Origin of the sequence: Bradyrhizobium sp. USDA 4532 (assembly GCF_024171315.1) — a bacterium.
Taxonomy (GTDB): domain Bacteria; phylum Pseudomonadota; class Alphaproteobacteria; order Rhizobiales; family Xanthobacteraceae; genus Bradyrhizobium; species Bradyrhizobium australafricanum.
This window is the reverse complement of the sequence record NZ_JALJZN010000001.1, coordinates 7911320-7937657: the sequence shown is the minus strand read 5'-3', so window position 1 is coordinate 7937657 and position 26338 is coordinate 7911320. Positions and strand designations below refer to the sequence as shown.

At 64.9% G+C, this 26338-nt stretch carries 26 protein-coding genes; 8 read left to right on the top strand and 18 right to left on the bottom strand.

Annotation, left to right across the window (positions count from 1 at the left end; all coding sequences use genetic code 11):
• Positions 1-5: 5 nt before the first annotated feature.
• The 8 genes from J2R76_RS36620 to J2R76_RS36585 form a co-directional block, all read right to left on the bottom strand.
• On the bottom strand, positions 6-1658 hold the full coding sequence (locus J2R76_RS36620; protein ID WP_253625646.1) for an FGGY-family carbohydrate kinase: 1653 nt from the start codon (positions 1656-1658) through the stop codon (positions 6-8).
• Positions 1659-1700: 42 nt separating this feature from the next.
• Positions 1701-2474 carry an SDR family NAD(P)-dependent oxidoreductase gene (locus J2R76_RS36615; protein ID WP_057019317.1) on the bottom strand — a complete coding sequence of 258 codons (774 nt, stop codon included), beginning with the start codon at positions 2472-2474 and terminating at the stop codon, positions 1701-1703.
• A 93-nt stretch (positions 2475-2567) separates the two neighbouring features.
• Positions 2568-3575 (bottom strand): ABC transporter ATP-binding protein, encoded by a 1008-nt coding sequence (locus tag J2R76_RS36610; RefSeq protein WP_092081652.1) that lies wholly within the window; start codon positions 3573-3575, stop codon positions 2568-2570.
• 16 nt (positions 3576-3591) lie between these two features.
• Positions 3592-4422 (bottom strand): carbohydrate ABC transporter permease, encoded by an 831-nt coding sequence (locus J2R76_RS36605; RefSeq protein ID WP_253625645.1) that lies wholly within the window; start codon positions 4420-4422, stop codon positions 3592-3594.
• Between the two features lie 4 nt (positions 4423-4426).
• A complete protein-coding gene (locus J2R76_RS36600; RefSeq protein WP_024583852.1) occupies positions 4427-5299 on the bottom strand; it encodes a carbohydrate ABC transporter permease in 873 nt (290 codons plus the stop codon).
• A gap of 136 nt (positions 5300-5435) precedes the next feature.
• Positions 5436-6749, bottom strand: a complete 1314-nt coding sequence (locus J2R76_RS36595; protein ID WP_253625644.1) for a sugar ABC transporter substrate-binding protein — start codon at positions 6747-6749, stop codon at positions 5436-5438.
• Between the two features lie 367 nt (positions 6750-7116).
• A complete protein-coding gene (locus J2R76_RS36590) occupies positions 7117-8070 on the bottom strand; it encodes a sugar-binding transcriptional regulator (RefSeq protein ID WP_057019228.1) in 954 nt (317 codons plus the stop codon).
• A gap of 9 nt (positions 8071-8079) precedes the next feature.
• On the bottom strand, positions 8080-8745 hold the full coding sequence (locus tag J2R76_RS36585; RefSeq protein WP_229190986.1) for an HAD family hydrolase: 666 nt from the start codon (positions 8743-8745) through the stop codon (positions 8080-8082).
• A gap of 114 nt (positions 8746-8859) precedes the next feature.
• On the opposite strand from J2R76_RS36585, the gene ybaL reads away from it, so the two are divergent.
• Together ybaL and J2R76_RS36575 are read left to right on the top strand one after the other, a co-directional pair.
• Positions 8860-10581: a YbaL family putative K(+) efflux transporter gene (gene ybaL, locus J2R76_RS36580; protein ID WP_057019226.1), complete on the top strand. Its 1722-nt coding sequence runs from the start codon at positions 8860-8862 to the stop codon at positions 10579-10581.
• 61 nt (positions 10582-10642) lie between these two features.
• On the top strand, positions 10643-10876 hold the full coding sequence (locus J2R76_RS36575; protein WP_028343292.1) for a hypothetical protein: 234 nt from the start codon (positions 10643-10645) through the stop codon (positions 10874-10876).
• Between the two features lie 260 nt (positions 10877-11136).
• Here J2R76_RS36575 and J2R76_RS36570 read toward each other — a convergent pair whose 3' ends face one another.
• The 6 genes from J2R76_RS36570 to J2R76_RS36545 form a co-directional block, all read right to left on the bottom strand.
• Positions 11137-11361, bottom strand: a complete 225-nt coding sequence (locus J2R76_RS36570) for a hypothetical protein (RefSeq protein ID WP_253625643.1) — start codon at positions 11359-11361, stop codon at positions 11137-11139.
• Positions 11362-11425: 64 nt separating this feature from the next.
• Positions 11426-11701 carry a chaperone modulator CbpM gene (locus tag J2R76_RS36565; protein WP_057019224.1) on the bottom strand — a complete coding sequence of 92 codons (276 nt, stop codon included), beginning with the start codon at positions 11699-11701 and terminating at the stop codon, positions 11426-11428.
• Entirely contained in the window at positions 11698-12600 is a 903-nt protein-coding gene (locus J2R76_RS36560) for a DnaJ C-terminal domain-containing protein (protein WP_253625642.1), read from the bottom strand. Before J2R76_RS36560 ends, J2R76_RS36565 begins: the two co-directional genes overlap by 4 nt.
• Positions 12601-12725: 125 nt before the next feature.
• Positions 12726-12908, bottom strand: a complete 183-nt coding sequence (locus J2R76_RS36555; protein WP_057019222.1) for a hypothetical protein — start codon at positions 12906-12908, stop codon at positions 12726-12728.
• Positions 12909-12991: 83 nt separating this feature from the next.
• Positions 12992-14410: a hypothetical protein gene (locus tag J2R76_RS36550; RefSeq protein ID WP_253625641.1), complete on the bottom strand. Its 1419-nt coding sequence runs from the start codon at positions 14408-14410 to the stop codon at positions 12992-12994.
• Positions 14411-14506: 96 nt separating this feature from the next.
• Complete coding sequence (locus J2R76_RS36545) at positions 14507-14731, bottom strand: hypothetical protein (RefSeq protein WP_141340045.1); 225 nt, start codon at positions 14729-14731, stop codon at positions 14507-14509.
• 347 nt (positions 14732-15078) lie between these two features.
• Here J2R76_RS36545 and clpB point away from each other — a divergent pair, with 347 nt between their 5' ends.
• From clpB to J2R76_RS36520, 5 genes are all read left to right on the top strand, one after another.
• Positions 15079-17691, top strand: coding sequence for an ATP-dependent chaperone ClpB (gene clpB / locus J2R76_RS36540; RefSeq protein WP_253625640.1), 2613 nt, complete (start codon positions 15079-15081; stop codon positions 17689-17691).
• Between the two features lie 100 nt (positions 17692-17791).
• On the top strand, positions 17792-18046 hold the full coding sequence (locus J2R76_RS36535; protein ID WP_057019219.1) for a DUF2171 domain-containing protein: 255 nt from the start codon (positions 17792-17794) through the stop codon (positions 18044-18046).
• A gap of 147 nt (positions 18047-18193) precedes the next feature.
• Positions 18194-19255: a Dyp-type peroxidase gene (locus J2R76_RS36530; RefSeq protein ID WP_253625639.1), complete on the top strand. Its 1062-nt coding sequence runs from the start codon at positions 18194-18196 to the stop codon at positions 19253-19255.
• Positions 19248-20063 (top strand): family 1 encapsulin nanocompartment shell protein, encoded by an 816-nt coding sequence (locus tag J2R76_RS36525; RefSeq protein ID WP_253625638.1) that lies wholly within the window; start codon positions 19248-19250, stop codon positions 20061-20063. The genes J2R76_RS36530 and J2R76_RS36525 overlap by 8 nt, the downstream gene beginning before the upstream one ends.
• Before the next feature lie 82 nt (positions 20064-20145).
• Entirely contained in the window at positions 20146-20337 is a 192-nt protein-coding gene (locus J2R76_RS36520; RefSeq protein ID WP_028334885.1) for a hypothetical protein, read from the top strand.
• A gap of 15 nt (positions 20338-20352) precedes the next feature.
• Here J2R76_RS36520 and J2R76_RS36515 read toward each other — a convergent pair whose 3' ends face one another.
• The gene (locus J2R76_RS36515; RefSeq protein WP_076830603.1) at positions 20353-21642 is read right to left on the bottom strand and encodes an MFS transporter; all 1290 of its coding nucleotides are present in this window, start codon (positions 21640-21642) and stop codon (positions 20353-20355) included.
• Positions 21643-21760: 118 nt separating this feature from the next.
• Here J2R76_RS36515 and J2R76_RS36510 point away from each other — a divergent pair, with 118 nt between their 5' ends.
• On the top strand, positions 21761-22972 hold the full coding sequence (locus tag J2R76_RS36510) for an amidohydrolase family protein (RefSeq protein ID WP_076830600.1): 1212 nt from the start codon (positions 21761-21763) through the stop codon (positions 22970-22972).
• A 27-nt stretch (positions 22973-22999) separates the two neighbouring features.
• Here the strand turns inward: J2R76_RS36510 and J2R76_RS36505 are convergent, their stop codons facing one another.
• From J2R76_RS36505 to J2R76_RS36495, 3 genes are all read right to left on the bottom strand, one after another.
• On the bottom strand, positions 23000-24025 hold the full coding sequence (locus J2R76_RS36505; protein WP_253625637.1) for a glycoside hydrolase family 5 protein: 1026 nt from the start codon (positions 24023-24025) through the stop codon (positions 23000-23002).
• The gene (locus J2R76_RS36500) at positions 24022-25311 is read right to left on the bottom strand and encodes an O-antigen ligase (protein WP_253625636.1); all 1290 of its coding nucleotides are present in this window, start codon (positions 25309-25311) and stop codon (positions 24022-24024) included. Before J2R76_RS36500 ends, J2R76_RS36505 begins: the two co-directional genes overlap by 4 nt.
• A gap of 75 nt (positions 25312-25386) precedes the next feature.
• A complete protein-coding gene (locus tag J2R76_RS36495) occupies positions 25387-26241 on the bottom strand; it encodes a WecB/TagA/CpsF family glycosyltransferase (RefSeq protein ID WP_057019213.1) in 855 nt (284 codons plus the stop codon).
• Positions 26242-26338: the final 97 nt, after the last annotated feature.

The following is a 26338-nucleotide window of genomic DNA, read 5'->3' as shown; positions in this document are numbered from 1 at the left end:
AAACCTTACGTCGGCGCTTCGCCGGGCACCCGCCTCATCGCCTCGCGGCTGTCGCGGTCAAGCTCTCGCAGCAGCTTGTGCACGCCGCGCTTCTTGCGGTGGAACTCGGCGAGCTCCGGCCTGGTCGGCTCGCTCAACCGTCCAAGCGCCGACATGCCGGCCATCGCCGCATTGATCGAGTTGTGCGCGCCGCTGGCGACCGCGCCCAGCATCGCGGCGCCGAGCAAGACGGGTTCTTGGGTCTGCGGCAGTGCCACCGTGTAGCCTGTCGTGTCGGCCATGATCTGGCGCACCAGGGGGCTGCGACTCGCGCCGCCGCCGATCACGATGGTCTTGCCGTTGACGCCATGCGCCCGCAACGTGTCGATGACGTCGGCAAGGCCATAGGCCAGCCCGCACAGGCCGGCGATGAATAGCCGCTCCAGCGCCGCCACGTCGGTGTCGAGATCGAGCCCCGCGATCACGGCACGCGAGCCGGGATCGGCATAGGGCGAACGGTTGCCGAGGAATTCCGGCAGAACGTGAACGTTGCGCGCGAGCAGCGCCGCAGCACCGGCATTGCCGCTGCGCGCCAGGATGCGCTTCTCGAGATATTCGATGACGTCGACGCCGTCGGTCTTCGCCGCGAGCGCAACCTCGGCATGCGCCGGATGCGACTTGAGCAGGTGATCGATCGCGGCGCCCGCCGCCGATTGGCCGCCCTCGTTCAGCCAGAAGCCCGGCACCATGCCTTCGAAATACGGGCCCCAGACGCCGGGCACGAAGCAGGGATCGACCGTCGTCGCCATGATGCAGGCCGACGTTCCCATGATGTAGGCGAGCCGTTGGCAGACATCGACCTCGGCGCCGGAGCCATCGCGGCCGCCGATCGCGCCGACGCCGCCGGCATGGGCATCGATCAGGGGGGCACCGACCGCGGTTCCCGGCAGCAGGCCGAGATCGCGCGCGGCATCCTCGGACAGCCCGCGACCGAGCGGCGAGCCGGGCGGCACGATCTCGCTGCCGATCCGCCCAAAACGGTCGGCCGCGAGCGCCTCGAGCCCGACCCGCTTGAAAAAGGATTCACTCCAGCCGCCCTCGCCGGCGACATAGGTCCATTTGCAGGTGACCGTGCAGGTCGAGCGCGCCAGCGAGCCGGACGCGCGGAATGAGAGATAGTCGGCAAGATCGAAGAAATGCCCGGCGGCCTCGAAGGTCGCGGGCAGATGCCGCTTCAGCCAGAGGATCTTCGGGATCTCCATCTCCGGCGAGATGGCGCCGCCGACATAGCGCAGCACCTTGTCGCCGGTCGCGTTGACGAATTCGGTTTCGTCCATCGCGCGGTGGTCCATCCAGACCACGACATTGCGTACGGGATCGCCCGACGGGCTGACGGTGAGCGGCCGGCCTTCCCCATCCAGCACAACCAGCGAACAGGTCGCGTCGAAGCCGATGCCTTTGACGTGTTCGGCGGCAACCGCAGCCTCCCGCATCGCACCGCGCACGGAGGCGACGCAGGCCGCCCAGATGTCATCGGACGATTGCTCCACGATATCGCCGGGCTCGTGCCAGATCCGGATCGGATGCCGGGCCGACCCGAGCAGCTTCCCCGACTCGTCGAACACGCCCGCCCGGGCGCTGGTGCTGCCGACGTCCACCCCGATATAGGCTTGCCGCATGACCGCTCTATCTTCCGTTGAGCACGATCCCCGGGCGCAAGCCTACCAGCAAGTGTAGCCGCCATCGACCAGAACGATGCTTCCGGTCATCAGGCTCGCCGCCTCGGACGCCAGGAACAGCACCACGGAGGCGATCTCGTCAACCTGCCCCATCCGCGCCATCGGGGTTCCACCGATCCAGGCGTCGTACATTCTGGGGCTGTTCTTCACGAAGGCGTTCAGCGGCGTCTCGATATAGGTCGGCGCCACGGCGTTGACGCGAACCCCGCGCGCGCCCCATTCGGCGGCGAGCGATTTCGTCAGGTGATGCACCGCGGCCTTGGAGGCGTTGTAGAAGCACTGTTCCTGCGGCTTGTTGACGATGAAGCCGGACATCGAGCCGACATTGACGATGGTGCCGGATTTCGCCTTCAGCATGTGATTGCCGAAGGCGCGACAGCACCAGAAGGTGCCGTTCAAGTTGACGTCGATGACGTTGAGCCAGTGCTCGTCGGTTACGGTCTCGGCCGGCGTCTCGCTGCGGGCGATGCCCGCATTGTTGACGAGAATGTCGACCTTACCGTACTTGCCGACCAGTTCGTCGGCGACCGCGGCGACGCGACCGGAATCCGTCACGTCCATCAGCGCGATGTCGGCGTCAAAGCCCTTGGCCTTCAGCGCCGCCTGCGCGTCATTGGCAACCTTGGCGTCGCGATCGCCGATGATGACCTTGGCGCCGGCTTCGGCGAGCGCCTCGGCGCAGGCGAGCCCGATGCCCTGACCCGCGCCGGTGATGATGGCGGTCTTGCCGCCGAGCCTGAATTTTTCGAGATACATTTTCTTCTTCCTTAGCTTCTCTTTGAGCATGATCTGTTCGGAAAGCCGCTTCACGCTTTGCGCTAACGCGGCCCTCCGGGTCCGGATCATGCTCTACGCGTGAATCGATTTTCCGCTGTCGTCGAAACGGTGGATGCGCGCCGGATCCGGGATCAGCGACACCCGGTCGCCGGGATGCAGGTCAAGCTCGCCGACATAGCGCGCGGTCAGCATTCCCAGCGGTCCGGCGTCGACATAGAGGAAGGTGTCGCTGCCGAGATGCTCGGCGACCGAGACGGTGCCGTGCCAGCCGCCCTGCCCGTCGCGCTCGACCCTCAAATGCTCGGGCCGCACTCCGATGGTCGCGGCGCCCTGCTGCTTGGCGATCTCACCGGTGACGAAATTCATCTTCGGCGAGCCGATGAAGCCGGCGACGAACAGGTTGGCCGGCTTCTCATAGAGCTCGAGCGGCGAGCCGTATTGCTCGATCTTGCCGCCGTTCAGCACCACGATCTTGTCCGCCATGGTCATGGCCTCGACCTGGTCGTGCGTGACGTAGATCGCCGTGGTGCCGAGCTGCTTCTGCAACCGCGTCACCTCGAGCCGCATCTGCACGCGCAGCGCGGCATCGAGATTGGACAGCGGCTCGTCGAACAGGAACGCCTTCGGCTCGCGCACGATGGCGCGCCCGATCGCGACGCGCTGGCGCTGGCCGCCGGAGAGCTCGCGCGGCTTGCGGTCGAGATAGGGCGTCAGATTGAGCGTCGCCGCGGCCGCCTCGACCTTGCGGTTGATCTCGCCCTTGGCGATCCCGGCCATCTTCAGGCCGAACGCGATGTTGCCGCGCACGCTCATATGCGGATAGAGCGCGTAGGACTGGAACACCATCGACAGCCCGCGCTTGGCCGGCGGCACGTCGACCACATTGCGTCCGTCGATCAGGATGGCGCCGCCGGTGACATCCTCGAGCCCTGCGATCAGCCGCAGCAGCGTGGTCTTGCCGCAGCCGGACGGACCGACGAACACGACGAAGGAGCCGTCGGCGATGTCGAGATCGGCGCCCTTGATGATGTGGACCGGCCCGAACGATTTTTGCACACCCTGCAGCGTAATCTGACCCATGGCAAAAGCCTTTCTGCTACTTGACCGCGCCGAAGGTCAGTCCGCGGACGAGCTGCCGCTGACTGAACCAGCCGAGCACGAGAATGGGCGCGATCGCGAGCGTCGACGCCGCCGACAATTTCGCCCAGAACAATCCTTCCGGGCTGGAATAGGACGCGATGAAGACGGTGAGCGGCGCCGCCTCGAGCGTCGACAGATTGAGGGTCCAGAACGCCTCGTTCCACGCCAGGATCAGATTGAGCAGCAACGTCGAGGCCAGCCCCGGCACCGCCATCGGCGTCAGCACATAGATCAGCTCGCGCCCGATCGTGGCGCCGTCCATTCGCGCCGCCTCGAGGATGTCCTTCGGGATCTCCTTGAAATAGGTGAACAGCATCCAGATCACGATCGGCAGATTGCCGAGGCACAGGATGAAGATCAGGCCGGAGCGGGTGTCGAGCAGACCGAAGGTGCGGTAGATCAGATAGATCGGCACCAGCACGCCGACCGGCGGCATCATCTTGGTAGACAGCATCCAGAGCAGCACGTCCTTGGTCCGCTTGGTCGGCGAGAACGCCATCGACCACGCCGCCGGGATCGCGATCAGCATCGCGATCAAGGTCGAGCCGCCGGCAATGATGATCGAGTTGAGCGCGTGGTGGAAATAGTCGCTGCGCTCCTGCACCGTGGCATAGTTCTCGGTGGTCCAGTGAAAGAACAGGAACGAGGGCGGGATCGCGAACGCCTCGAGCTCGGTCTTGAAGCTCGCCAGCACCATCCAGAGGATCGGGAAGAAGATCAGGAAGCCGACCAGCCAGGCCGCCACCGTCGAGATCAGCTTGCGCCGTGTCGTGACCATCCGCGCCATGACGTTACGCCTCCAGATTCCGGCCGACGATACGAACGAGGAAGAAGGCGACGATGTTGGCGAGCACCACCGCGACCAGGCCGCCCGCCGAGGCGCTGCCGACGTCGTACTGGATCAGCGCCTGCGAATAGATCAGGAAGGCGATGTTGGTGGTCTGCAGGCCGGGGCCGCCGCCGGTGGTGACGAAGATCTCCGCGAACACCGTGAGCAGGAAGATGGTTTCGATCAGGATCACCACCGTGATCGGGCGCGCCAAATGCGGCAGCGTGATGTAGATGAAGGTCGAGATCGCGCTCGCGCCGTCCATCTCGGCCGCCTCCTTCTGCTCCTCGTCGAGCGATTGCAGCGCGGTCAGCAGGATCAGGGTCGCGAACGGCAGCCACTGCCAGGAGATGATCAGGATCACCGAGAACAGCGGGGCGTCGTTGAACCAGTCGATCGCCGGCAGCCCGAACAGATGTGCGATCCAGGCGAACAGGCCCGACACCGGATGCATCAACAGGTTCTTCCAGACCAGCGCGCTCACCGTCGGCATCACGAAGAACGGCGCGATCACCATCAGCCGGACGATCGATAGCCCGACCACCTGCTGGTCGAGCAGCAGCGCCAGCGGCACGCCGAGGATGATCGTGATCGCGAGCACCGAGCCGACCAGCACCAACGTGTTCTGCAACGAGGCGAGGAAGGCCGGATCGGTCAGGAAGTAGCGGAAATTCTCCAGCCCAACGAATGATTCAGAGCCGGGATCGAGCAGATTGTAATGCAGGGTCGCGAAGTAGATCGTGAGCGCCAGCGGCACGATCATCCAGATGAACAGCAGCGCCACCGCGGGCGTGAGCAGCGTGCGTGCAAGCAGTTGGGTCTGCTGGGTCGCCATCCCCGCCTCCTTCTCAAGGAAAGGAGCGACCATCCCGCTGCGGGACAGGATGGTCGCAAGTGGCCCAGCTCGGGAGGTCTAAGCTGGTCGGGCGGCCAAGGCGGCTGTCGCGCCCCGGCTTTGTTTCAGGCGTGCTCTACTTGATGTAGCCCGCACGCTTCATTTCGCGCTCGGCCGCGGACTGCGCAGCGGTGAGCGCCGCATCGACGGTGGTCGAACCTGAGAGCGCCGCGGAGAACTGCTGGCCCACCTGGGTGCCGATACCCTGGAATTCAGGGATCGCCGCATACTGCACGCCGACGTAAGGCACCGGCTTCACCGTCGGCTTGTTTGGATCGGCGGCATCGATCGAGGCCAAGGTCAGCTTGGCGAAGGGCGCGACCTTCAGATAGTCGGGGTTGTTGTACAGCGAGGTGCGCGTGCCCGGCGGCACGTTGGCCCAGCCTTCCTTCGCGGCGACGAGCTTGGTGTAGTCCTTGCTGGTCGCCCAGGCGATGAACTTCTCGGCCGCCTCGACCTTCTTCGAGCCGGCGGGGACCGCGAGACTCCACGCCCACAGCCAATTAGCGTTCTTGCCGAGCCCGGTGTTCGGCGCCAGCGCAAAGCCGACCTTGTCGGCGACCGTGGATTCCTTCGGATTGCTGACGAACGACGCCGCCACGGTGGCATCGATCCACATCGCGCATTTGCCGGCGTTGAACAGCGCGAGGTTCTCGTTGAAACCGTTGGAAGAGGCGCCGGGAGGGCCGGCCTGCTTCATCAGGTCGACATAGGTCGTCAGCGTCTTCTTCCATTCCGGCGAATTGAACTGCGGCTCCCACTTCTCGTCGAACCAGCGCGCACCAAAGGAATTGGCCATCGCGGTCAGGAACGCCATGTTCTCGCCCCAGCCGGCCTTGCCGCGCAGGCAGATGCCATAGACGCCGGCGGACTTGTCGGTCAGCTTCTTGGCGGCGTCGACCACGAAGTCCCAGGTCGGGCTCTCCGGCATCTTCAGGCCGGCCTTGTCGAACAGGTCGGTGCGATACATCACCATCGAGCTTTCGCCGTAGAACGGCGCGGCATAGAGCTTGCCGTCGACCGAGACCGCATCCTTGATCTTGGGCAGGAGGTCGCCGACGTCGTAATCGGCGCCGAGCTTGTCGAGCGGCACCAGCCAGTTCTTCTTGGCCCAGATCGGCACCTCATAGGTGCCGATGGTGAGCACGTCGAACTGGCCGCCCTTGGTGGCGATGTCGGTGGTCACGCGCTGGCGCAGCACGTTCTCCTCGAGCGTCACCCATTTGACGGTGATGTCGGGATTCTTCGCGGTGAATTCGCTGGTGAGCCCCTGCATGCGGATCATGTCGCCATTGTTGACGGTCGCCACCGTCAGCGTGGTCTGGGCGATCGAGGGGGCAGAGATCAAAACAGCAGCCGCGCCCGCAACGGCGCAAAGGACGTTTTTCAAGGTGACCTCCCTTATGTCACGTTGAGCATATGCCCACGTGTTGAGCGTATGTTCACTCCGTCGCCAAACTTTGTCAAGCACGCGGGAGCGCCGTCCCGCGCGTTTGCGGGTTCCACTGCACGCTGGAATGGAGGTGTTTGCGGAGATGAAGAAGGGCGCTGAGACCCAGAAGGCAACTTGATTTGCGGCCACAGCGGGACTGCGCTCCCTCGCCCCCTTCTTACGGGGAGAGGGTTGGGGTGAGGGGCTCTTTCCGCGCATACGAAGCGGACGAATGCGCGGAGACTCCCCCTCACCCGGATCGCATCTCCGATGCGATCCGACCTCTCCCCGCAAGCGGGGCGAGGTGAAGTACGACTCGTGGCGCCTAACGATCCAGCACCGCGCGCGCGGTGGCCTCATCGGTAATGAGGCCGTTGACCACCCGGCCCGCCAATGCGGCCTTGATCGAGGGTACCTTGGCGGCGCCGACCGCCGCGGCGATCGTGGTCGCTTCCGCGGGGATCTGCGGCGGGATGCTGGTCAGCCGCTTGTTGGTGCCGCCCTTGATCAGGCGGCCCTTGGCGTCATAGGCCCAGCCGGTCACCTCGCCGACCGCGCCGAGCCGCATCATCTCCAGCAGCTCCTCGCGGGTGACGAAGCCGTCGACATGGACCTGGGCCTTCTGGTCCATCTGGCCGATGCCGATCAGCCGCAGATCGGCCTTGGCGGCGACCGCCCTCACCCGCGCGATCGGGTCGATGCGCACCATGCGGTTGCGCTCGTCCTCGCTCGACATCAGGAACGGCAGCGGCATCGGGTAATGGCGCGCGCCGGTGCGGTCGGCGAGCCGTCCCACCGTGTCGTAGAAGCTCGCCGAGCCGTCGGCGGAGATGTTGCCGACCAGCGAGACGATCTGGTGATCGGGCCGCTCGATCGGCGAGACCCGCTCGACCGCGGCGCGCACCGCGCGGCCGGTGCCGAGCGCCACGATCACAGGCGTCTCCGAGCGCAGCGTCGTCTCCAGCAGATTGGCGCTGCGCTCGGCGATCCCTGCATTGGACAGCGGCGCCGCCGGATCGGTCGGCACGACGTCGCAATGCACCAGATCGAACCGCGCCTTCAGCCGGGAGGCCAGCTCCATGCAGGCCGCGATGGGGTGTTCGAGGCGAAACGTGATCAGCCGCTCCGCCAGGCACAGCGACACCAGACGCTGCGCGGAGGCGCGCGACACCTGCAGCATTTTCGCAATCTCATCCTGGGTGTGGCCCGCGATGAAATACAGCCAGCCGGCGCGCGCCGCATCGTCGAGGCGAGACTTTTCGTTGTCGGGCGCAGCCATCGTCTTGCGTCAGCCTTCCATCCAGAAATCCGTCATCGCGGCGAAGATTCGATCCGCCCCCGCTTGCCGCAGCAGAGCACTGCCATCCGCCAACCGATAGTGGGCGCCGCCGACAAATCCCCACACTTTCATGCCCGCCGCCTTCGCGGCCATCACACCGCTGACGCTGTCCTCGATCACGAGCGTGCGGCGCGACGCGGCGCCCATTGCGCTTGCCGCATGCAAGAACAGATCCGGGGCCGGCTTGCCGCGCTTGACCATCTGCGCGGTGTAGAGCCGCGGCCCGAAGCTGGCAGCGAGGCCGGTCAGCTCCAGGGAAAACTTCACCCGCTCGAGATCGCTCGATGAGGCGACACAATATGGCAGCCGCAATTCCTTGAGCACCGCCGCGATGCCGGCGATCGGCTTCAGCCGGGAGCGGAAGGTCTCACGGACCTGCAGCGCGAGGTCAGGCAGAAACGTCTCGGGCAACGGCTTTCCCACGCCCCGGCAGTAGTCGACCAGGGCCGCGGTGCTGCGGCCGAGGAAGAGCTCGAGCGCCCGCTCGGTGCTCATCCCGATGCCGGCCCGAACCATCGCCTCGGCAAGACAGCGGCAGCTCAATTCCTCGCTGTCGACGAGCACGCCGTCGCAGTCGAAGATGACGAGATCAGTCTCGGGAAGCCGCGGATCCATCCCGACATGAGATCATATGCTCACGCCATGAGCAATAGATCACGGTTTCCGCGCGGAATGCCGCGCCTCAAATGGTCGCGGTGCACCGCCAGGGATGCTGTGCGACAAGGCGAAATGCCGCATGACACACCTCTGATCGCGACCGTCGTCGCGGGCCTCGGCCTCGCTTTTGTCTTCGGAACCATCGCCCAGCGCTTTCGGGTTCCGCCACTGGTCGGTTATCTGCTCGCGGGCGTGGCCGTCGGTCCCTTCACGCCCGGCTTCGTTGCCGATCAGGCGCTGGCAACCGAGCTCGCGGAGCTCGGTATCATTCTCCTGATGTTCGGCGTCGGCCTGCATTTCTCGCTAAACGATCTGTTGTCGGTGCGGGCGATCGCGGTGCCCGGCGCGATTGCGCAGATTGCGGTCGCCACATTGATGGGCCTCGGCCTCGCGCTCTTGATGGGCTGGACCGTCGGCGCGGGTCTGGTGTTCGGCCTCGCGCTGTCGGTCGCAAGTACCGTCGTGCTGTTGCGCGCGCTGCAGGAGCGCCGCCTGATGGACACCGAACGCGGCAAGATCGCGGTCGGCTGGCTGATCGTCGAAGACCTCGCCATGGTGCTGGCGCTGGTGCTGTTCCCGGCGGTGGCGAGCTTGCAGGGCGGCGATGGCGCGGCGCTCACCTCCGACCCCCTCGCCGCCCGTTTCGGTCTCGGGCTCACCGGCGTGCTGGTGCTGACGCTGATCAAGATCGCCGTGTTTATCGCGCTGATGCTGGTGGTCGGACGCCGGCTGATCCCGTGGGTCCTGCACTACATCGCGCATACCGGCTCGCGCGAGCTGTTCCGGCTGACCGTGCTCGCGATCGCGCTCTGCATCGCGTTCGGCGCGACCAAGCTGTTCGGCGTCTCGCTGGCGCTCGGCGCCTTCTTCGCCGGAATGATGCTGCGGGAATCGCCGCTCAGCCAGCGCGCGGCCCAGGAGACCTTGCCGCTGCGCGATGCGTTCGCGGTGCTGTTCTTCGTCTCCGTCGGCATGCTGTTCGACCCGATGAGCGTGGTCCGCGAGCCCTGGCCATTCGTCGCGACGCTGTTCGTCATCGTGGTCGGCAAGTCGATCGCAGCCCTTCTGATCGTCGTGCTGTTCCGTCATCCGATGGCAACCGCCCTGATGATCTCGGCGAGCCTCGCCCAGATCGGCGAATTCTCCTTCATCCTGGCCGAACTCGGCGTTGCGCTCAATCTGCTGCCGAAGGCCGGCCGCGACCTGATCCTGGCGGGCGCGATCTTCTCGATCATGCTCAACCCGCTGGTGTTCGCGGTCGTCGACTGGCTGACGTCGCGGCTCGAGAAGCCGCAGACCTCCTCGCCAACTGCCGCAGCTTCTGAACCAATCCCGGTCACTGAATTGCAGGATCACACCATCCTGGTCGGCTACGGCCGGGTCGGCAGCATCGTCGGCGATGCGCTGCATCAACGCAGCGCGCCGTTTCTCGCGGTCGAGGCGTCCGACGACATGGTCGCCAAGCTCAAGGAGCGCGGCATCGAAGCGCTGATGGGCAACGCCGCGCGCGCCAGCGTGCTGCGCGCGACCAATCCGGCCGGCGCGCGATCGCTGGTCATCGCCATTCCCGAAGCCTTCGAGGCCGGCCAGATCGTCGAACAGGCGCGCGCCGCGAATGCCGATATCCAGATCATCGCCCGTGCACATTCCGACGCCGAGGTCGATCATCTCAAAGCACTTGGCGCCGACATCGTGATCATGGGCGAGCGCGAGATCGCCCGCGGCATGATCGAGGAGCTCGACAGGGCGCGTCCGGCTGCTATGCGAACGGCCGAGCAGGATTCGGCAGCTTGAGATAGACTGCACCCACCGTACAGATGCGCGCCGCGCGTCACGCGATGAGGGAGATCGAGCGATGGCCTTCAAGAGCCCGCACGTATCGCTGGTGTCGTTCTCGGTCGAGATCGGCGCCGCGGACACGACAAACGTCATGCAGATCGAGACCGACTTGCATCTGAACACCCGTCATCCGAGCTATGACGCGGCCGCCGTGGAGCGGCTGGTGCGTGACGCACAAGCCTATCTCGCCGGCAATGCCGGCCAGGTCACCCGGATCCGGCTGGTCTCCACCCGCGGCGGCCAGACCTGAAGCCTTTTTATTTGAGCTCTTTGTTTGAGCGTGATCTCCGCGCAAACGCTTTGCGTTTGTCGCGAGGGAAAACCGGCTTCCACTTTTCCGGATCATGCGCTAGTGTGCTGAATGCGAAGTTCGTGCAACTTCGCGGCAGCCACTTTCACGAACTTCGCATTCATAAAGCACACTAGAATCATAAGTTCGCTAGTGTCCTTATCGAATCCGAAGTTCGCCCCGAAGGTGCGGCAAATGATGCGAACTTCGGATTCGGGACACTAGCCGCCAAGGAATGCCGGCGCGAGATCCTCCTGCACGATGATGTTGACGGCTTCCGTCGTCAGTTCGCTGCCGACCAGGTCAAGATTCTTGGCGGCCTCGAACAGCATCGACCGGACGTCGTCCGGCGTCAGCACGCCTTTCGCGATCAGCTTGCGCACCAGCGCCTGCAGGATAAGAACATCGATCTCGCCATGCGCCAGCGGCGTCGGCTTGTCCGTCATGATTGTCTCCCAGGCTGATCCCAAGGCTGAGTCCCAAGGCTGAGGTTCATCGCAAGTGAGGCGCCTAGCGCGGTGGTGACGCCATGTCCTTGTGCAATTGTTCGAACGCGCGGCGCAGGCCGTGCAGCTGATCGACCAGATGAAGGATGACGTCGATGCCCTCGTCGTTGACGCCGAAGTCGCCCTTCAGGTCGCGGATCAGATGCGCGCGCGCCACGTCGGTGTCGGAGAAGCTGATCTCGCTGGCGGTCTCGTCCGGCACCAGCCATTGCTGCTCGATCCAGAACTCCAGGGTCTGCACCTCCAGACCCGCATCGATGAGGAACTGCTGCTTGTTCATGATGAACCATCCTCGCGCGGATCGAATGCCTTTCGATCCCAGTTCGACACAAACGCCTCGAGCTCGGGATCGGGTCCCTTGGGCAGGACCACCTTGAGCTTGACGAACTCGTCGCCATGGCCTCCGCCGACGCGGGGCGCACCCTTGCCGCGCAACCGCATGGTCGTGCCGGTGTTCGATCCCTTCGGAACCGTCATGGTCACGGCACCGGTCGGCGTCGGAACGCGGACTTTTCCGCCGAGCACCGCCTCGGACAGCGAGATCGGCAGTTCCAGCGTAATGTCGTCACCCTCGCGGGTGAAGCGCGGGTCGGGGCGAACTTCCACCTCGATCAGCGCATCGCCGGGACCGCCCTTGCCGCTGCCGGGCATGCCCTTGCCGCGCAGACGAATGATCTGGCCATCGACGAGCCCCGGTGGGATCGTCACATCGAGCGTACCGCCGTCGGGAAGCGTCAGCCGCTTGCTCGCGCCGGTGATCGATTCCGCGAAGTCGATCGCGAGAGCATAATGCAAATCGCGGCCGCGCCGGTTGGCGCGCGCCTGCTCGCTGCGCCGGAGCAATTCGGCGAAGGCGTCGTCCTGGTCCATGTAGTCGGCATAGCCGGAACTGTCGGCATAGGGATGCCCCGCATCCGCGGTGGCGAAATCCCTGTAGTAGCGATGCTGCGGCCGCTCGACGCCATCAGCATCGATCTCGCCGGCATCGAAGCGCTTGCGCTTCTCGGCATCCGAGAGCAGATCGTTCGCAGCAGCGACTTCCTTGAATTTGTCTTCGGCCGCCTTGTCACCCGGATTGAGGTCCGGGTGCAGCTTCTTCGCCAGCTTGCGATAGGCCTTCTGGATATCGGCCGCAGACGCCGTCGGGGCAACGCCAAGAACCTCGTACGGATTTCTCACAACCTGCTCCGCAACACCGTGAGTGCACCTGCAATCATGAGGGCGCAAAAGCAGGCGATTTGCAAGTGCGCAGGCGCGCCGCCCGGAAGCGGCCGACGCAGCATGCGCTCACGTGACATGACAAGTTAGGATGTATGTCCGGGGTCCAGATAAGTGGGCATGTTCTTTTGCTGCTGCGGCGTCATCTTGGCGGTATCCGCCTTGCCTGGCACGCCCCGCGGACCGAGCAGGGCGCGCTGCATATCGTCCTCGCTCAAACGCGGCTTGCCATCGTCGAGCTGTCCATCGCCGCCATGACTCTGTGCCATGACCAACCTCCCGTGATGATCGCTTGCACAGGCGGAACAATACCGCGCTCCGCCGGAACGAGCCAGCGGAGCGCGGACGTGCCTTAGTGTTGCTCCTGCCGCTTCTCCTCTGCGGGATGACCTGCCGCAGGCGCAGCATGCGGAGCGGCGTGCGGAGCGGCGTGCGGCTCCGGCCGTGCCGCCGGCTGGGGATGGGCGGCCTGCGGCTGCGGATGCGGCTCAGGGCGCGCCATCGTCTCCGGGTGCGCTTGCGGCTTCGCTGCTGGCTCCGGTCGCGCTTCGGGCCTCGCTGGCTCGGGCCGCGCGACGGGCTTCGCGGCAGGCTCGGGACGCGGCTCTTCCTTGCGCACCTCTTCGGGCCGCTTCTCCTGCACGGCAGGCCGCGCCGCTTCTGCAGGATGCGGCTCAAGCCTCGGCTCGGCGGCAGGCGCCGCGCGCTTCTCTTCGACCGCGGGCCTGTTCGCTTCGGCGGGCGGATGCGCCGCAACGCCCTTCTCGGGAACCGGAAGCGCGTGGGATCCGGCAGGCGCCGGCGCAGCAGGATGCGGCTCGGCCTTGGTCTCGGGAGCAGGTGCCGCGCGCTTCTCCTCGGCCGCGGGCTTGTTCGCCTCGGCGGGCGGATGCGCCGCCGGAAGCTGCTTTCCCGGGACTGGGAGCGCATGGGAATCAGCCGGTGCGGGTGCAGGTGCAGCTCCCGGGTGCCCCGGCTCCCCGGCCGCCGGCCGTGCGGCGTTGGCCGGCACCGCCTCGCCGGCCGGCCGCGCGCGAACTACGCCCGGTCCCTTCAATTCGCCGGGACGCGCCGTTGCGGCGACTGCGGGCACGCCATTGTTGGTCCGCTTGAACAGGCTCGGATCCTGGCTTGCGGTCTCGACCTGCTTGCGTTGCAACGGCGTCGCCGCGAAGTGCTGCTCCTTGGCGACCGCGCGCTCGGCCGGCGTCGGCCGCACCTCGATGCCGCCGCGGCCGCCATTGTAGCTGACGTTGTTGACGGTGGTCTGATTGATCGTGACATTCTTCTCGTAGACGTTGGTGATCCGCGCGCCCTGCAGATTGTTCACGGTGCGATTGTAGAAGAAGTTGCCGTGATCCCAGCGGCCGCCTTCATAGCCCGACCCGCCGTAGCCGAAGCCGTAATTGATGCCGCCATAGAAGCCGACGCGATCACCCCAGTAGCCCTGATGGAAGATGAAGCCGCCACCGAACGCGCCCCAGTAGCCGGGCGTCCACAGCAGTCCGACCCGCGGCGGCTGCACCCAGGTGCCCGGCACCCAGTAGTAGTCGCCGCGATCCTCGTCCCACGACCAATTGCCCGGCGACCACATGTAGCCGGGACCAGGCACCGGCGGCTGATCGTAGGTCGGCAACGGCGGCGGCGCGGTCTCGACGGCAGAGACCGGCGCGCATGCCGCATCCTGCGCGATTGCGGGCACCGCGGTCGCATAGAACAGCGCCGTGGCAATCGCTGCACACGACGCGGTCGAAAGGAGACGAGTTGTCATTGGGAGCCTCTTCGATGAGCACGTTCAACGTGAGACGGAACAAAAGTTCCGTGCATCGGTAATGCACCGACACACTTCATCGCTAGCGCCTTGACCTTACACCAGGCTGAAACGCATCGACGCAAACGGAAACGCGCTCATCCGGCTATTCATGGTCGGTTCAGAGCGCGCCGTGATGCAACGTTGCGCGATGCAGTGGAACATCGCGCGTTGCTTCTCTGCATCATCGGGCGAGCTACGCGAAACGCGACGTGATCGATTCCGATAGCGTGTCCCGATCATGCCTTTGGCCTTTGTACGATCACGGCGATCCATGCTCATCCAGCACTCGCTTCGCGAGCCCGGCGATCCATCGAACCGCAATCAGCGCGACGCGTGCACCCGGCTTGCCCGCGCGGCCGTAGCAATGCCCCCGGATGAGTGCCAGCGACGAACATCAGCCCTCGCAACGGCTTAACCGAAGCATCCCAGCGAGCGCGCTGCGCGATTGACACTCCCCTGAAAGGACCACACGATGCGAGATGCGGCAGCCTTTGGCCCGCGGTTTTCCGCCGGCGCAATTGCACGGGGCTGTTGCATGATGGATGTCATCGTTCCGCCATCTGTCGCCGACGGAACTGCGTGGCATAATGGATCTCGACGAGCCTGCGTTGCCTTGAGGTGCCACGATGAACATAGAAAAATATACCGATCGCGTTCGCGGCTTCATTCAGTCGGCACAATCGCTCGCGATGCGCGAGGGGCATCAGCAGTTCTCGACGCTGCACATCCTGAAGGTGCTGCTCGACGACAATGAGGGCCTCGCGGCCGGCCTGATCGACCGCGCCGGCGGCAATTCGCGCGCGATCCTCAAGGCGACCGAAGACGCGCTGGCGAAGATACCGAAGGTCAGCGGCGCCGGCTCCGGACAGATCTATCTGGCGCCCGAGACCGCGCGCGCCTTCGCGGCGGCGGAACAGGCCGCCGACAAGGCCGGCGACAGTTTCGTCTCCGTCGAGCGCCTGCTGCAGGCGCTCGCAGCCGACAAGGACAGCGAGGCCGGCAAACTGCTCGCCAAGGGCGGTGTCAATCCGCAGAACCTGAATGCGGCCATCAACGCGCTGCGCAAGGGCCGCACCGCCGACAGCGCATCGGCCGAGAACGCCTATGACGCGCTGAAGAAATACGCCCGCGACCTCACCCAGGCCGCGCGCGACGGCAAGCTCGACCCGGTGATCGGCCGCGACGAGGAGATCCGCCGCACCATCCAGGTGCTGTCGCGGCGGACCAAGAACAATCCTGTGCTGATCGGCGAGCCCGGTGTCGGCAAGACCGCGATCGTCGAGGGCCTCGCGCTGCGCATCATCAACGGCGACGTGCCGGAAAGCCTGCAGGACAAGGCGCTGCTCGCGCTCGATCTCGGCGCGCTGATCGCCGGCGCAAAGTATCGCGGCGAGTTCGAGGAACGGCTCAAGGCAGTGCTGCAGGAAGTGACCTCGGCCGAGGGCGGCATCATCCTGTTCATCGACGAGATGCACACGCTGATCGGCGCCGGCAAGGGCGACGGCGCGATGGACGCATCCAACCTGTTGAAGCCCGCGCTCGCTCGCGGCGAGCTGCATTGCATCGGCGCCACCACGCTCGACGAATACCGCAAGCATGTCGAGAAGGATGCAGCGCTGGCGCGGCGCTTCCAGCCGGTGTTCGTCTCCGAGCCGACGGTCGAGGACACCATCTCGATCCTGCGCGGCTTGAAGGACAAATACGAACAACATCACGGCGTGCGCATCGCGGATTCGGCGCTGGTTGCAGCCGCGACGCTGTCGAACCGCTACATCACCGACCGCTTCCTGCCCGACAAGGCCATCGACCTGATGGACGAAGCGGCCGCCCGGCTGAAGATGCAGGTCGATTCCAAGCCGGAAGAACTCGACTCGCTCGACCGCGAGATCATCCGGCTGAAGATCGAGCAGGAGGCGCTGAAGAAGGAGACCGATCTCGGCTCCAAGAGCCGCCTGCAGACGCTCGAGAAGGATCTCACCGACCTGGAAAAGAAATCGGCGGATATGACTTCGAAATGGCGGTCGGAAAAGAGCAAGCTCTCCGATGCGCAGAAGATGAAGGGCGAACTCGAGCAGTTGCGTACCGAGCTTGCCAATGCGCAGCGCAAGGGAGAATTCCAGAAGGCCGGTGAGCTGGCCTATGGCCGGATTCCCGAGCTCGAGAAGAAGCTCGCGGCGGTCGAAGCCAGCGAGACCTCGTCCGCCAGCGAGACCGTGACCGCCGACAACATCGCGCAGGTGGTGTCGCGCTGGACCGGCGTGCCGGTCGACAAGATGCTGGAAGGCGAGAAGGACAAGCTGCTGCGCATGGAGGAGATGCTCGGCAAGCGCGTCGTCGGCCAGGCCGAGGCGGTCCGCGCGGTGTCGACCGCGGTGCGTCGCGCCCGCGCCGGCCTGCAGGACCCCAACCGGCCGATCGGCTCGTTCATGTTCTTAGGTCCTACCGGCGTCGGCAAGACCGAGCTTGCGAAAGCGCTTGCCGAATATCTGTTCGATGACGAGACCGCGATGATCCGCCTCGACATGTCCGAATACATGGAAAAGCATTCGGTCTCGCGGCTGATCGGCGCGCCTCCCGGTTATGTCGGCTATGATGAGGGCGGTGCCCTGACCGAAGCGGTGCGGCGGCGGCCTTATCAGGTGGTGCTGTTCGACGAGATCGAGAAGGCGCATCCCGACGTCTTCAACGTACTGCTGCAGGTGCTCGACGACGGCCGTCTCACCGACGGCCAGGGCCGCACCGTCGATTTCCGCAACACGCTGATCATCATGACCTCGAACATCGGCGCCGAGTATCTGGTCAACCAGCCGGAAGGCCAGAGCACGAGCGCGGTGCGCGAGCAGGTGATGAACATGGTACGGGCGCACTTCCGGCCCGAATTCCTCAACCGGATCGACGAGATCATCCTGTTTCACCGGCTGCAGAAGAGCGACATGGGCCGCATCGTCGAGATCCAGTTCTCGCGGCTGCGCAAGCTGCTCGAGGATCGCAAGATCGAGCTGGAGCTCGACCCGAAGGCGCGGGACTGGCTCGCCGAGAAGGGTTGGGATCCGGCTTACGGCGCCCGCCCGCTGAAGCGGGTGATCCAGCGCAGCGTGCAGGATCCGCTGGCGGAGATGATCCTTTCCGGCGATGTGCGCGACGGCTCAGAGGTAAAACTCTCGGCCACCAAGGCCGGCCTCACCTTCAACGGCAAGAAGCCGGAGAACGCGGCGGCGGACGAATTCGAACCGGTGTGAGACAGGCCGGATCGCCAACGACGCGCTGTCATCGCCGCGTCGTCTGCCGGCATCATATGCAAGCCGAATATACAAGCTGACCTGCAACCAGGAGAGCGCCATGACGCAGCACAAGATCAAGGACAACATGGAGGTCATCGGCGCCGATGGCGTGCATGTCGGCACCGTCGATCACGTCGAGGGCAACCGCATCAAGCTCAAGAAGAGCGAGAGCGACGGCTTCCACAAGGGCCATCACCACTTCATCGAGCTCGGCTTCGTGGCGGGTGTCGAAGGCTCCAAGGTTCGGCTCTCGGCCAACGCCGCGATCGCGGTGACCCTCGAGGAAGAGAAGTCCGGCAAGCCCGTCGATTGAGACAGGCACCTCTGCAAGAGCGTGAGCCATTCGAGCCCTTGTAAAGGTTCCAGCGGCATGCTCCTCTGACCCTGTCTGGACGCCGATCCGGCGTCCAGCGCCTGCCTTTTGTCCTCGTGGAAGTGCCGTTTAGTCAAGGAGACATGCGTGCCATCAGCCGTTCCGCAACCGGTCGCTGCGAAGCTGACGCGCGCGGCCATCTTCCTTGCGGTCACGATCAAGCCCAATCCGGAATATGACGCGGTGGTGCGGTCGCTGTGCGCCGATCTGGGCGCGCTGCTGCGTGCGGTGGGCTTCCGCGATCTCGAGGGCCGGCTGTCATGCGTCATGGGCATCGGCTCCGACGCATGGGACCGGCTGTTCGGCGCGCCGAAGCCGAAAGGCCTGCATCCGTTCCGCGAGATCGACGGCGTCCACCACGCCGTCGCAACGCCGGGCGACCTGCTGTTTCATATCCGCGCCGTGCCGATGGACCTGTGCTTCGAGCTGGCGACCCAGATCATGACGCGGCTCGGCGATGCGGTTGCGACCTCCGACGAGGTGCACGGCTTCAAATATTTCGACGAACGCGACCTGCTCGGCTTCGTCGACGGCACGGAGAATCCGGAGGACCAGGCGGCCACCGACGCCACCATCATCGGCGACGAGGACACGGCGTTCGCCGGCGGCAGCTATGTGATCGTGCAAAAATACCTGCACGATCTGAAGAAGTGGAACGAGCTGCCGGTCGAGATGCAGGAAAAGATCATCGGCCGCACCAAGCTGTCCGACATCGAGCTCGACGATGCGGTGAAGCCAAGCTACGCGCATAACGCGCTGACCACGATCGTCGAGAATGGCGAGGAGCTCGATATCGTCCGCGACAACATGCCGTTCGGCAATATCAGCAAGGGCGAGTTCGGCACCTATTTCATCGGCTATGCCAAGTCCCCGCAGCGGATCGAGCAGATGCTCGAGAACATGTTCGTCGGCAAGCCACCCGGCAATTACGACCGCCTGCTCGACTTCAGCCGCGCCGTCACCGGCATGCTGTTCTTCGTCCCGTCGGCGACCTTCCTGGAGGATGTCGCGAGCGAGGCGCCGGCACCTTCGCCCGCCGAGCCGTCTCCGGATGACGCCGGGGCTCGCGACGCACCTGCACCAGGAATACCGCCGTCCGACGGCTCGCTCGGGATCGGCTCACTGAAAGGAGAGGCTGGACATGAATAATCTTCATCGGCGACTCGCCCCTATCTCGGACGCGGCATGGGCCCAGATCGAAGAGGAGGCCTCGCGCACGTTGAAGCGCCATCTGGCGGCGCGCCGTGTCGTCGACGTCGACGGTCCGAAGGGAACGGATTTCTCCGCGGTCGGCACCGGTCATCTCAAGAAGATTGCGGCGCCCGGCGACGGGGTCGAGGCGACGCAACGCGACGTTCGCGCGCTGGTCGAACTGCGCGTGCCGTTCGAGCTCTCGCGCCAGGCGATCGACGATGTCGAGCGCGGCGCGAATGATTCCGACTGGGATCCGCTCAAGGAAGCCGCGCGCAAGATTGCCGTCGCCGAGGATCGCGCGGTGTTCGACGGCTACGCGGCCGCCGGCATTGAGGGTATCCGTCAGGGCACCAGCAACCCGGTGCTGACGCTGCCGTCGAGCGTCAAGAACTATCCCGCCGTGGTCGCGCAGGCGGTCAGCCAGTTGCGGCTTGCCGGCGTCAACGGTCCCTATACGCTGCTGCTCGGCACCGAGCCCTATACCGCGATCGGCGGCGCGACCGACGACGGCTATCCGGTGCTGCAGCACATCCAGCGCCTGATCGACGGCAAGATCATCTGGGCGCCCGCGATCGAGGGTGGCGTCCTGCTGACCACCCGCGGCGGCGATTTCCAGCTCTCGATCGGCCAGGACCTTTCGATCGGCTATCTCAGCCACTCGGCGAAATCGGTTCAGCTGTATTTCCAGGAGACCATCACCTTCCTGATGCTGACGAGCGAAGCGTCGGTGGTGCTTGCGCCGGAGGCGAAGAAACCCGCCTAGTCTTGCCGGCGTTGACCTATCCGGGAAGTCTCCGGCCGTTGCCGGAGCTTCCGCCAAACGTGAAACGGAGAGGAGGCGCGCAATGGACTACGATCTCTACATCAATCCGAAGAAGACATCGGTCGGTCTCTACGTCCGCAAGGGCGCGGGTCTTCCCGATCTCGCCGACGCCAAGGACTGGGTGTTCGACGGCACCTCGGCGCAGGCCAATCTGCCGCCGCAGCTCGTGAAGGAGATCGAGGCCAACGGCCACGCCTTTCGCGACATGGATTGAGCGCGTCTGCCGGCGTTATTTCTCGCCGACCTTCACCGGGGCGGTCTCGGGCATCAGGCTCATGGCCACGATGCCGACCGCCGCCGCGAGCAGAAGATACCAGGACGGCGCCAGCGGATCGCCTGACACGTGCAGCAGCCACGTGACCACGAGTTGCGCGGTGCCGCCGAACGTCGCGATGGCGACCGCGTAGATCGTGGCGAACACGCCGCCGCGAATGCTCTGCGGCAGCGCTTCGGTGAAGGCGGCATAGAACGCGGTGAACGGCAGCGACCCGATGAACGACAGGATGCCGAAGCCGAACAGCAGCGACCACGCGCCGGGGTCCTGGACGATCCACAGGAAGGCCGGATAGGTCAGCACCAGCACGACCAGCTGCGGCCAGATCATGATCGGCTTGCGTCCGAGCCGGTCGGCAAGCCAGCCGCCCAGCACCGCGCCGATGATCTGCAGTCCGTTGCTGACCAGCGATACCGTGAACGCCAGAGACGGCGACACATGCAGCGTATTCTTGGCGTAGGTCGTCATGTATTGCGTCACATAGGTCGAGATCGTGCCGCTGGCCAGGATCATCACCGCCAGCACGATGACGCGAAGATGCCGCCGCGCCAGCGCCACATGGCTCGAGCGTTCGATCTGCCCGGCGACGTGCTCGCCATGCGAGACGGTTTCCGGCAGCGTGCGGCGCATCCAGATGCCGAACGGCAGGCAGACGGCGCCGAGCAGGAACGCGATGCGCCATCCATAGGCCTGCAGCATGTCGGGCGCCATCGCGCTGCTCAGGATGACACCGACAAGCGCGCCCACCGTCGCCGCGATCTCCTGGCTGGCAGGCTGCCAGGCGACCACGAGGCCGCGGTTCCTCGGTGCAGCGATCTCGATCAGATAGGCCGTGGTCGGCCCGACCTCGCCGCCCAGCGCAAATCCTTGCACCATCCGCGCCAGGATCACGATGATCGGCGCCACAATGCCGATCGCGGCATAGGATGGCGTCAGCGCGATGGTCAGGATTGCGCCGCCCATCAGCGCAAAACTCAGCAGCATCGCCGGCCGCCGGCCGACCCGGTCGGAGAAGATGCCGAGCACGATGCCGCCGATCGGCCGCGTCAGGAAACCGGCGCCGAAGGTCGCAAGCGACAGCATGAGGCTGCCGTATTCGCTGTGCGCGGGGAAGAAGGTGCGGCCGATCTCGGTCGCAAAGAAGCTGTACGTGATGAAGTCGTAGAACTCCAGCATGTTGCCGATGGTCGCGGCAAAGGCTGCGCGCTTGACATCGAACTGTTCCCCGCTTGCAATCTCCGGCAACGCTCTCGGTTCCTTGTCTGCTTGTGCGAGCGGAGTATTATTCCTCAGACCATGTTAGGCAAGGCATGGAGAGCCGCGCGATCTGCATGCGACGCAAGCGAGAAGAGGAACAGATCCGATGCCAGCCGACAAACTCTTCATCAATGCCAGGTTCGGTGACGGCGCCAGCCGCGATATGCTGGTTCGTGGCGGCCGCATCGTTGCGATTGAGGCGAAGGGCGAACGCCCCAGCGGGGTCGAGATCGTCGATCTCGGCAATGCGCTGGTCGTGCCCGGCTTCGTCGAAGGCCACATCCATCTCGACACCAGTTTTTACGGCGATACCTGGCGGCCACACCGTCCCTGCACCGACGGATTCGACGTCCATGAGCGGGTGGCGTTTCAGGCCAAGAACCTTGCCGCCGCCGCGCCGATGGACGTGCGCGCGCGGAACCAGCTCGACCTCTGCATCGGCCATGGCACGACGCAGATGCGCAGCCACGTCATGGTCGACGGCTCGGTGGGACTGAAGTCGCTGGAGACCATCCTCGGGGTTCGCGAGGAATACAGCGACTTGATCGATATCCAGCTCGTGGCGTTTCCGCAGAACGGCATCCTCACCAGCCCGGGCACGCCGCAGCTGCTCGACGAGGCGATCAAGCTCGGCGCCAATGCCGTCGGCGGGCTCGATCCCGCAAGCTTCGACCGGGATGTCGAGGGCCATCTCGACGTCGTGTTCGGCGTTGCGCAAAAGCACGGCGTCGATGTCGATATCCATCTTCATGACGGCGGCATGCTCGGTGCCTTCGAGGTCGAGCAGATCGCGGCGCGAACCCGCGCGCTTGGCATGGCGGGCCGCGTCACCGTCAGCCACGCTTACGGGCTCGGCGACATTCCTGCCGATGCGCTGAAGAAGACCGCCGACAGTCTGGCGCGTTCGGGCGTGGCGATCATGACGAATGCCCCGGGCAGCCGGCCGTTCCCGCCGGTCGCGCTGTTGCGGAAAGCCGGCGTCACGGTGTTCAGCGGCAACGACAACATCCGCGACTCCTGGTGGCCCTATGGCGACGGCGACATGCTGGGCCGTGCCATGATGATCGGATACCGCTCGGGCTTCTACACCGATGAGGAGCTCGCGATCGCGTTCGACATGATCACCGCGGCCGGCGCCAAGGCGCTCAGGCTCGAGGACTACGGCCTGCATGTGGGGGCCAAGGCCGATTTCGTGACCTTGAACGCCGTGCATATCCAGGAGGCCGTGGTGGCGCGGCCGTCCGGGCGTTCAGTCTACAAGGGTGGCGTGCTCGTTGCGCGGGACAATCGCGTCGTCAAGGCCGCCGGCCAATCCTGAAGCGGACGCTGCGTCCAATCGAACGGCTTAGCGGCCCGGAGGGATGATCGCGCGGAGGATGTCCGCCTTCCAGCGTTGCCGGGCGCCGTCGAATGCCGCAAAATCGTGGTCGAACTGCCAGTACGCCCACGCCCAGCCATTGCGTTCCGCGCGTCGCGCCATGAACGACAGATACGTCGCGCGGCTCTCCGCGGGCGCACGTTCATAGACACCGAACTCGCCAAGATAGATCGGGCGCTGTTCCTTCTCGGACCAGGAGCGGATCTTGTCGAAATCGGCCGAGGCCCTGGCTTCGTCTTCCGCAGAGCCCCAGCGCAACGGACCGATCTTCGAGAAGGTCGGCGACCACGGCGCGCCCTGATGGGTGAATTGCAGCGGCAGGTAATAGTGGAATGTGACGATGAGGTTTCGGTCGCCGGCCGGCAGCACCAGCTGATCGATCGGCAGCTCCTCGATGTTCAGGATCGCGACCACGACATTGCGCTTCGGGTTGGTATCCCGGATGATGGCAAGGCAATCGCCGAGCAGCGCATTCCATTCGGCCGAGGTCATGTTGCCGCCGGGCTCGTTCAGTATCTCGAACACCAGCGCCGGGTATTTCCCCGCATAGCGCGATGCGATCTGGCGCCAGAATGCCTTGAGCTTCACGCCGCATTCCGCCACGTCGCGCTGGCAGAGATCGGTGTCGTGCTCATCGAGGATCGGAACCAGCCTGTTTGCCAGCACCTGCTCGATCACGGCATCGAGGCGCCGCAGGACGGCATCATCGAGGATGTTGCCGGACTCCATATGCCTGAAGCCGAAGAAGTTGATCCGGACATGGGAAAAGCCAGCCCTGCGAATCGCGGCGAGGTTTTCCAGGCGGAACGGCGCGTTCCGGTAGCCTTCCCAGATGCCGTCATAGCCGAGAATATTGATGCCGCGCCCCAATGCCGCGGCGACCGGCGATGCCCCCTGCCCCGCAGCGTTCGCCGGCGCGATCAGCGGGAGAGCAAGTGCCGCCGCCGCCAGCATGACGAAGGCTCTTTGCAGAAGCAATCGGAACGCGGTCATGGCTGCTCCAACTCGCGCGGCTCTACGCGCGATGACGGCACCGGCCGGCAAATGGCGAGGAAGAAGGCGATCAGCAGCACCGACGTGAACATCGTCGAACGAAGGAAGACCGTCTCGGTGAAATTGGTCTGGCAGTTGAGGAAGACGAACCCGATGATCAACGCGCAGTGCAGACGGTCGATCGCCCGCCCTGCGATCAGGCAGAGCACCTTGTAGGAAAACAGGAAGACGCTCGCCGTGAACAGGAAATAGCCCAGGAATCCGGTCTCGACGAGAATGGCGATATAGCCGTTGTGATAATTGTCGAGCACCCAGCCGTGGTTCTGGTTGAAATAGTCGTAGATCGCCGGATTGGTCCAGAAACCGTTGATGCCGAATCCGAACAGCGGCGCGTCATCGAAATGGCTGATGGCGTACTGCCAGATGAAGGTTCGCTCGGTGAAGTCGATCGTCGTGTCGAAGGCATGAATCGAATCGTATCCGGTCGTGTAGAAATACAGGATCAATAGCGCTGCCGCGACGCACATGACACATGGCAGGATCGCGTAGACCTGCATGCACCGGACCGACCACAGGGAGGTGAGCAGCAGCGCGCAGGCAACCAACGACAGGGCGCCGGCGCCGCGCGACTCCGAAAGCATGACGCAGGTCGAGGCCAGCACGAACGTCACGAGGAACGGCAGCCATCCTTGTCCCGCTATCTTTCGATAGCAGGCGAAGAACATGAGATAGGCGCCGGCGAAGCCGAGGGTTTGCTTCGACTCGAAGACACCCTGCCACTGCCCCTTGTGCATCCAGGTCTGATCGATCCCGATGTCCGGCAGGATCACAGCACAGAGCGCAGAGGCCGCGATCAGCACCAACAGGCCGCGGGTGGCCGATGTCACGATGTCGTCGATATCGACGCGAGTGATCATGCAGAACGCGCCAAGCGTCGTGATTGCGAGCGCCGCGGCCTTCATCAGGGCCGCCACGCCGAGGTTGGTCCACAGCACGGAAACAGTGGCGAACGCATAGAACGCGACGATCACGAGCGCGTCGAGATTGAGGGCCAGCCGCAGGCAGGGACGGATGAACAGGCTTGCGTAGATCAGGACGCCCCACATCAACAGGGCGACGGCTTGCTGCACCAGGGTCAACTCGGTCGGAAGCAGCGCGGCGTGGAAGGTCCCCATCGACATGATCACATTGATGGTGATCGACCAACCGATGACGGTCCTGGCGAAATTTTCCGCCCCGACGCCGGGTGCCTGCCAGACCGAACTGTCGATCGCACGTCCGTCCATTCGGTTGTACTCCGCTCATGGAATGAGCTTGCTGCTCCGGTGGATCGGAGCAGCACATTGCACTCGTGAGAGGCGTCAGTCTTTCGTTGACGAAGATCGGGTCCGGTTGAACAGCAGATAGAGCGCGTGCGGGTTGGTCGTCAGGTAACGCCAGAACAGCCGCCGCGGCTCGAGCCACAGGCGCCAGGCCCATTCGAGGCCGACGATCTGCATCCATCTCGGCGCACGCGGCCGCGAGCCGGACAGGAAGTTGAACAGCCCGCCCGAGGTCTTGATGACGCCGACATTGCCGAGTCGAGGCATGAATTCGTCGACGAAAGCCTGCTCATAGGGCACGCCGAGCGCGACCCAGAGAAAATCCGGCGCCAGGGCGTTGATCTCGTCGACCTTGGCCCGCAGCGCGTCGCCGCGCAGATAGCCGTGCGAATGGCCGACGATCTTGAGCGCCGGATAGGCCCGGCGGACATTGGCGATGGCAGCCTTGTTCTCGGCCTCGTTGGCGCCGAACAGATAGAAAGTCAGCCCGAGTTCTTCCGCCTTGCGCGCGACGTCGTGAAACAGGTCCGTGGTCGCGACGCGCTCGGGAAGCGGATTCGGCGACCGAAGCTTGGACACCATGACCAGCGGTTGCCCGTCGGCGTTGATCAGGTCGGCGGTACGGAACAGCCGATCCGTCATCGGCTCGGTCGAGCAGCGCGACAGCACCTCGCCGTTGGCGGAGGTCAGATACAGCGGACGATTGACACGCCGGTTCGGATGCACCGCCTCGACCATGAACTCGGCGGTCTGCTCGCGATCGAGCACGGCGAGCCGCAGTCCACCGATGGTCGCCCGGGGAACACCGGCAGTCGCAGCCCTGCCGACAGGATTGATACGCCGCTCCGGCGCACCGTGTGGCAATGATCCGATCTGCGCCGACGCCAGGGACATCTGCTCGGCCCGCGACGTGTCGCAAATCCGGACAGGCGGAGCAGCGATGTCCGAATTGAGACGCCGAGGCGGCTTGCGGTCGGCCTGCGGGAACGAA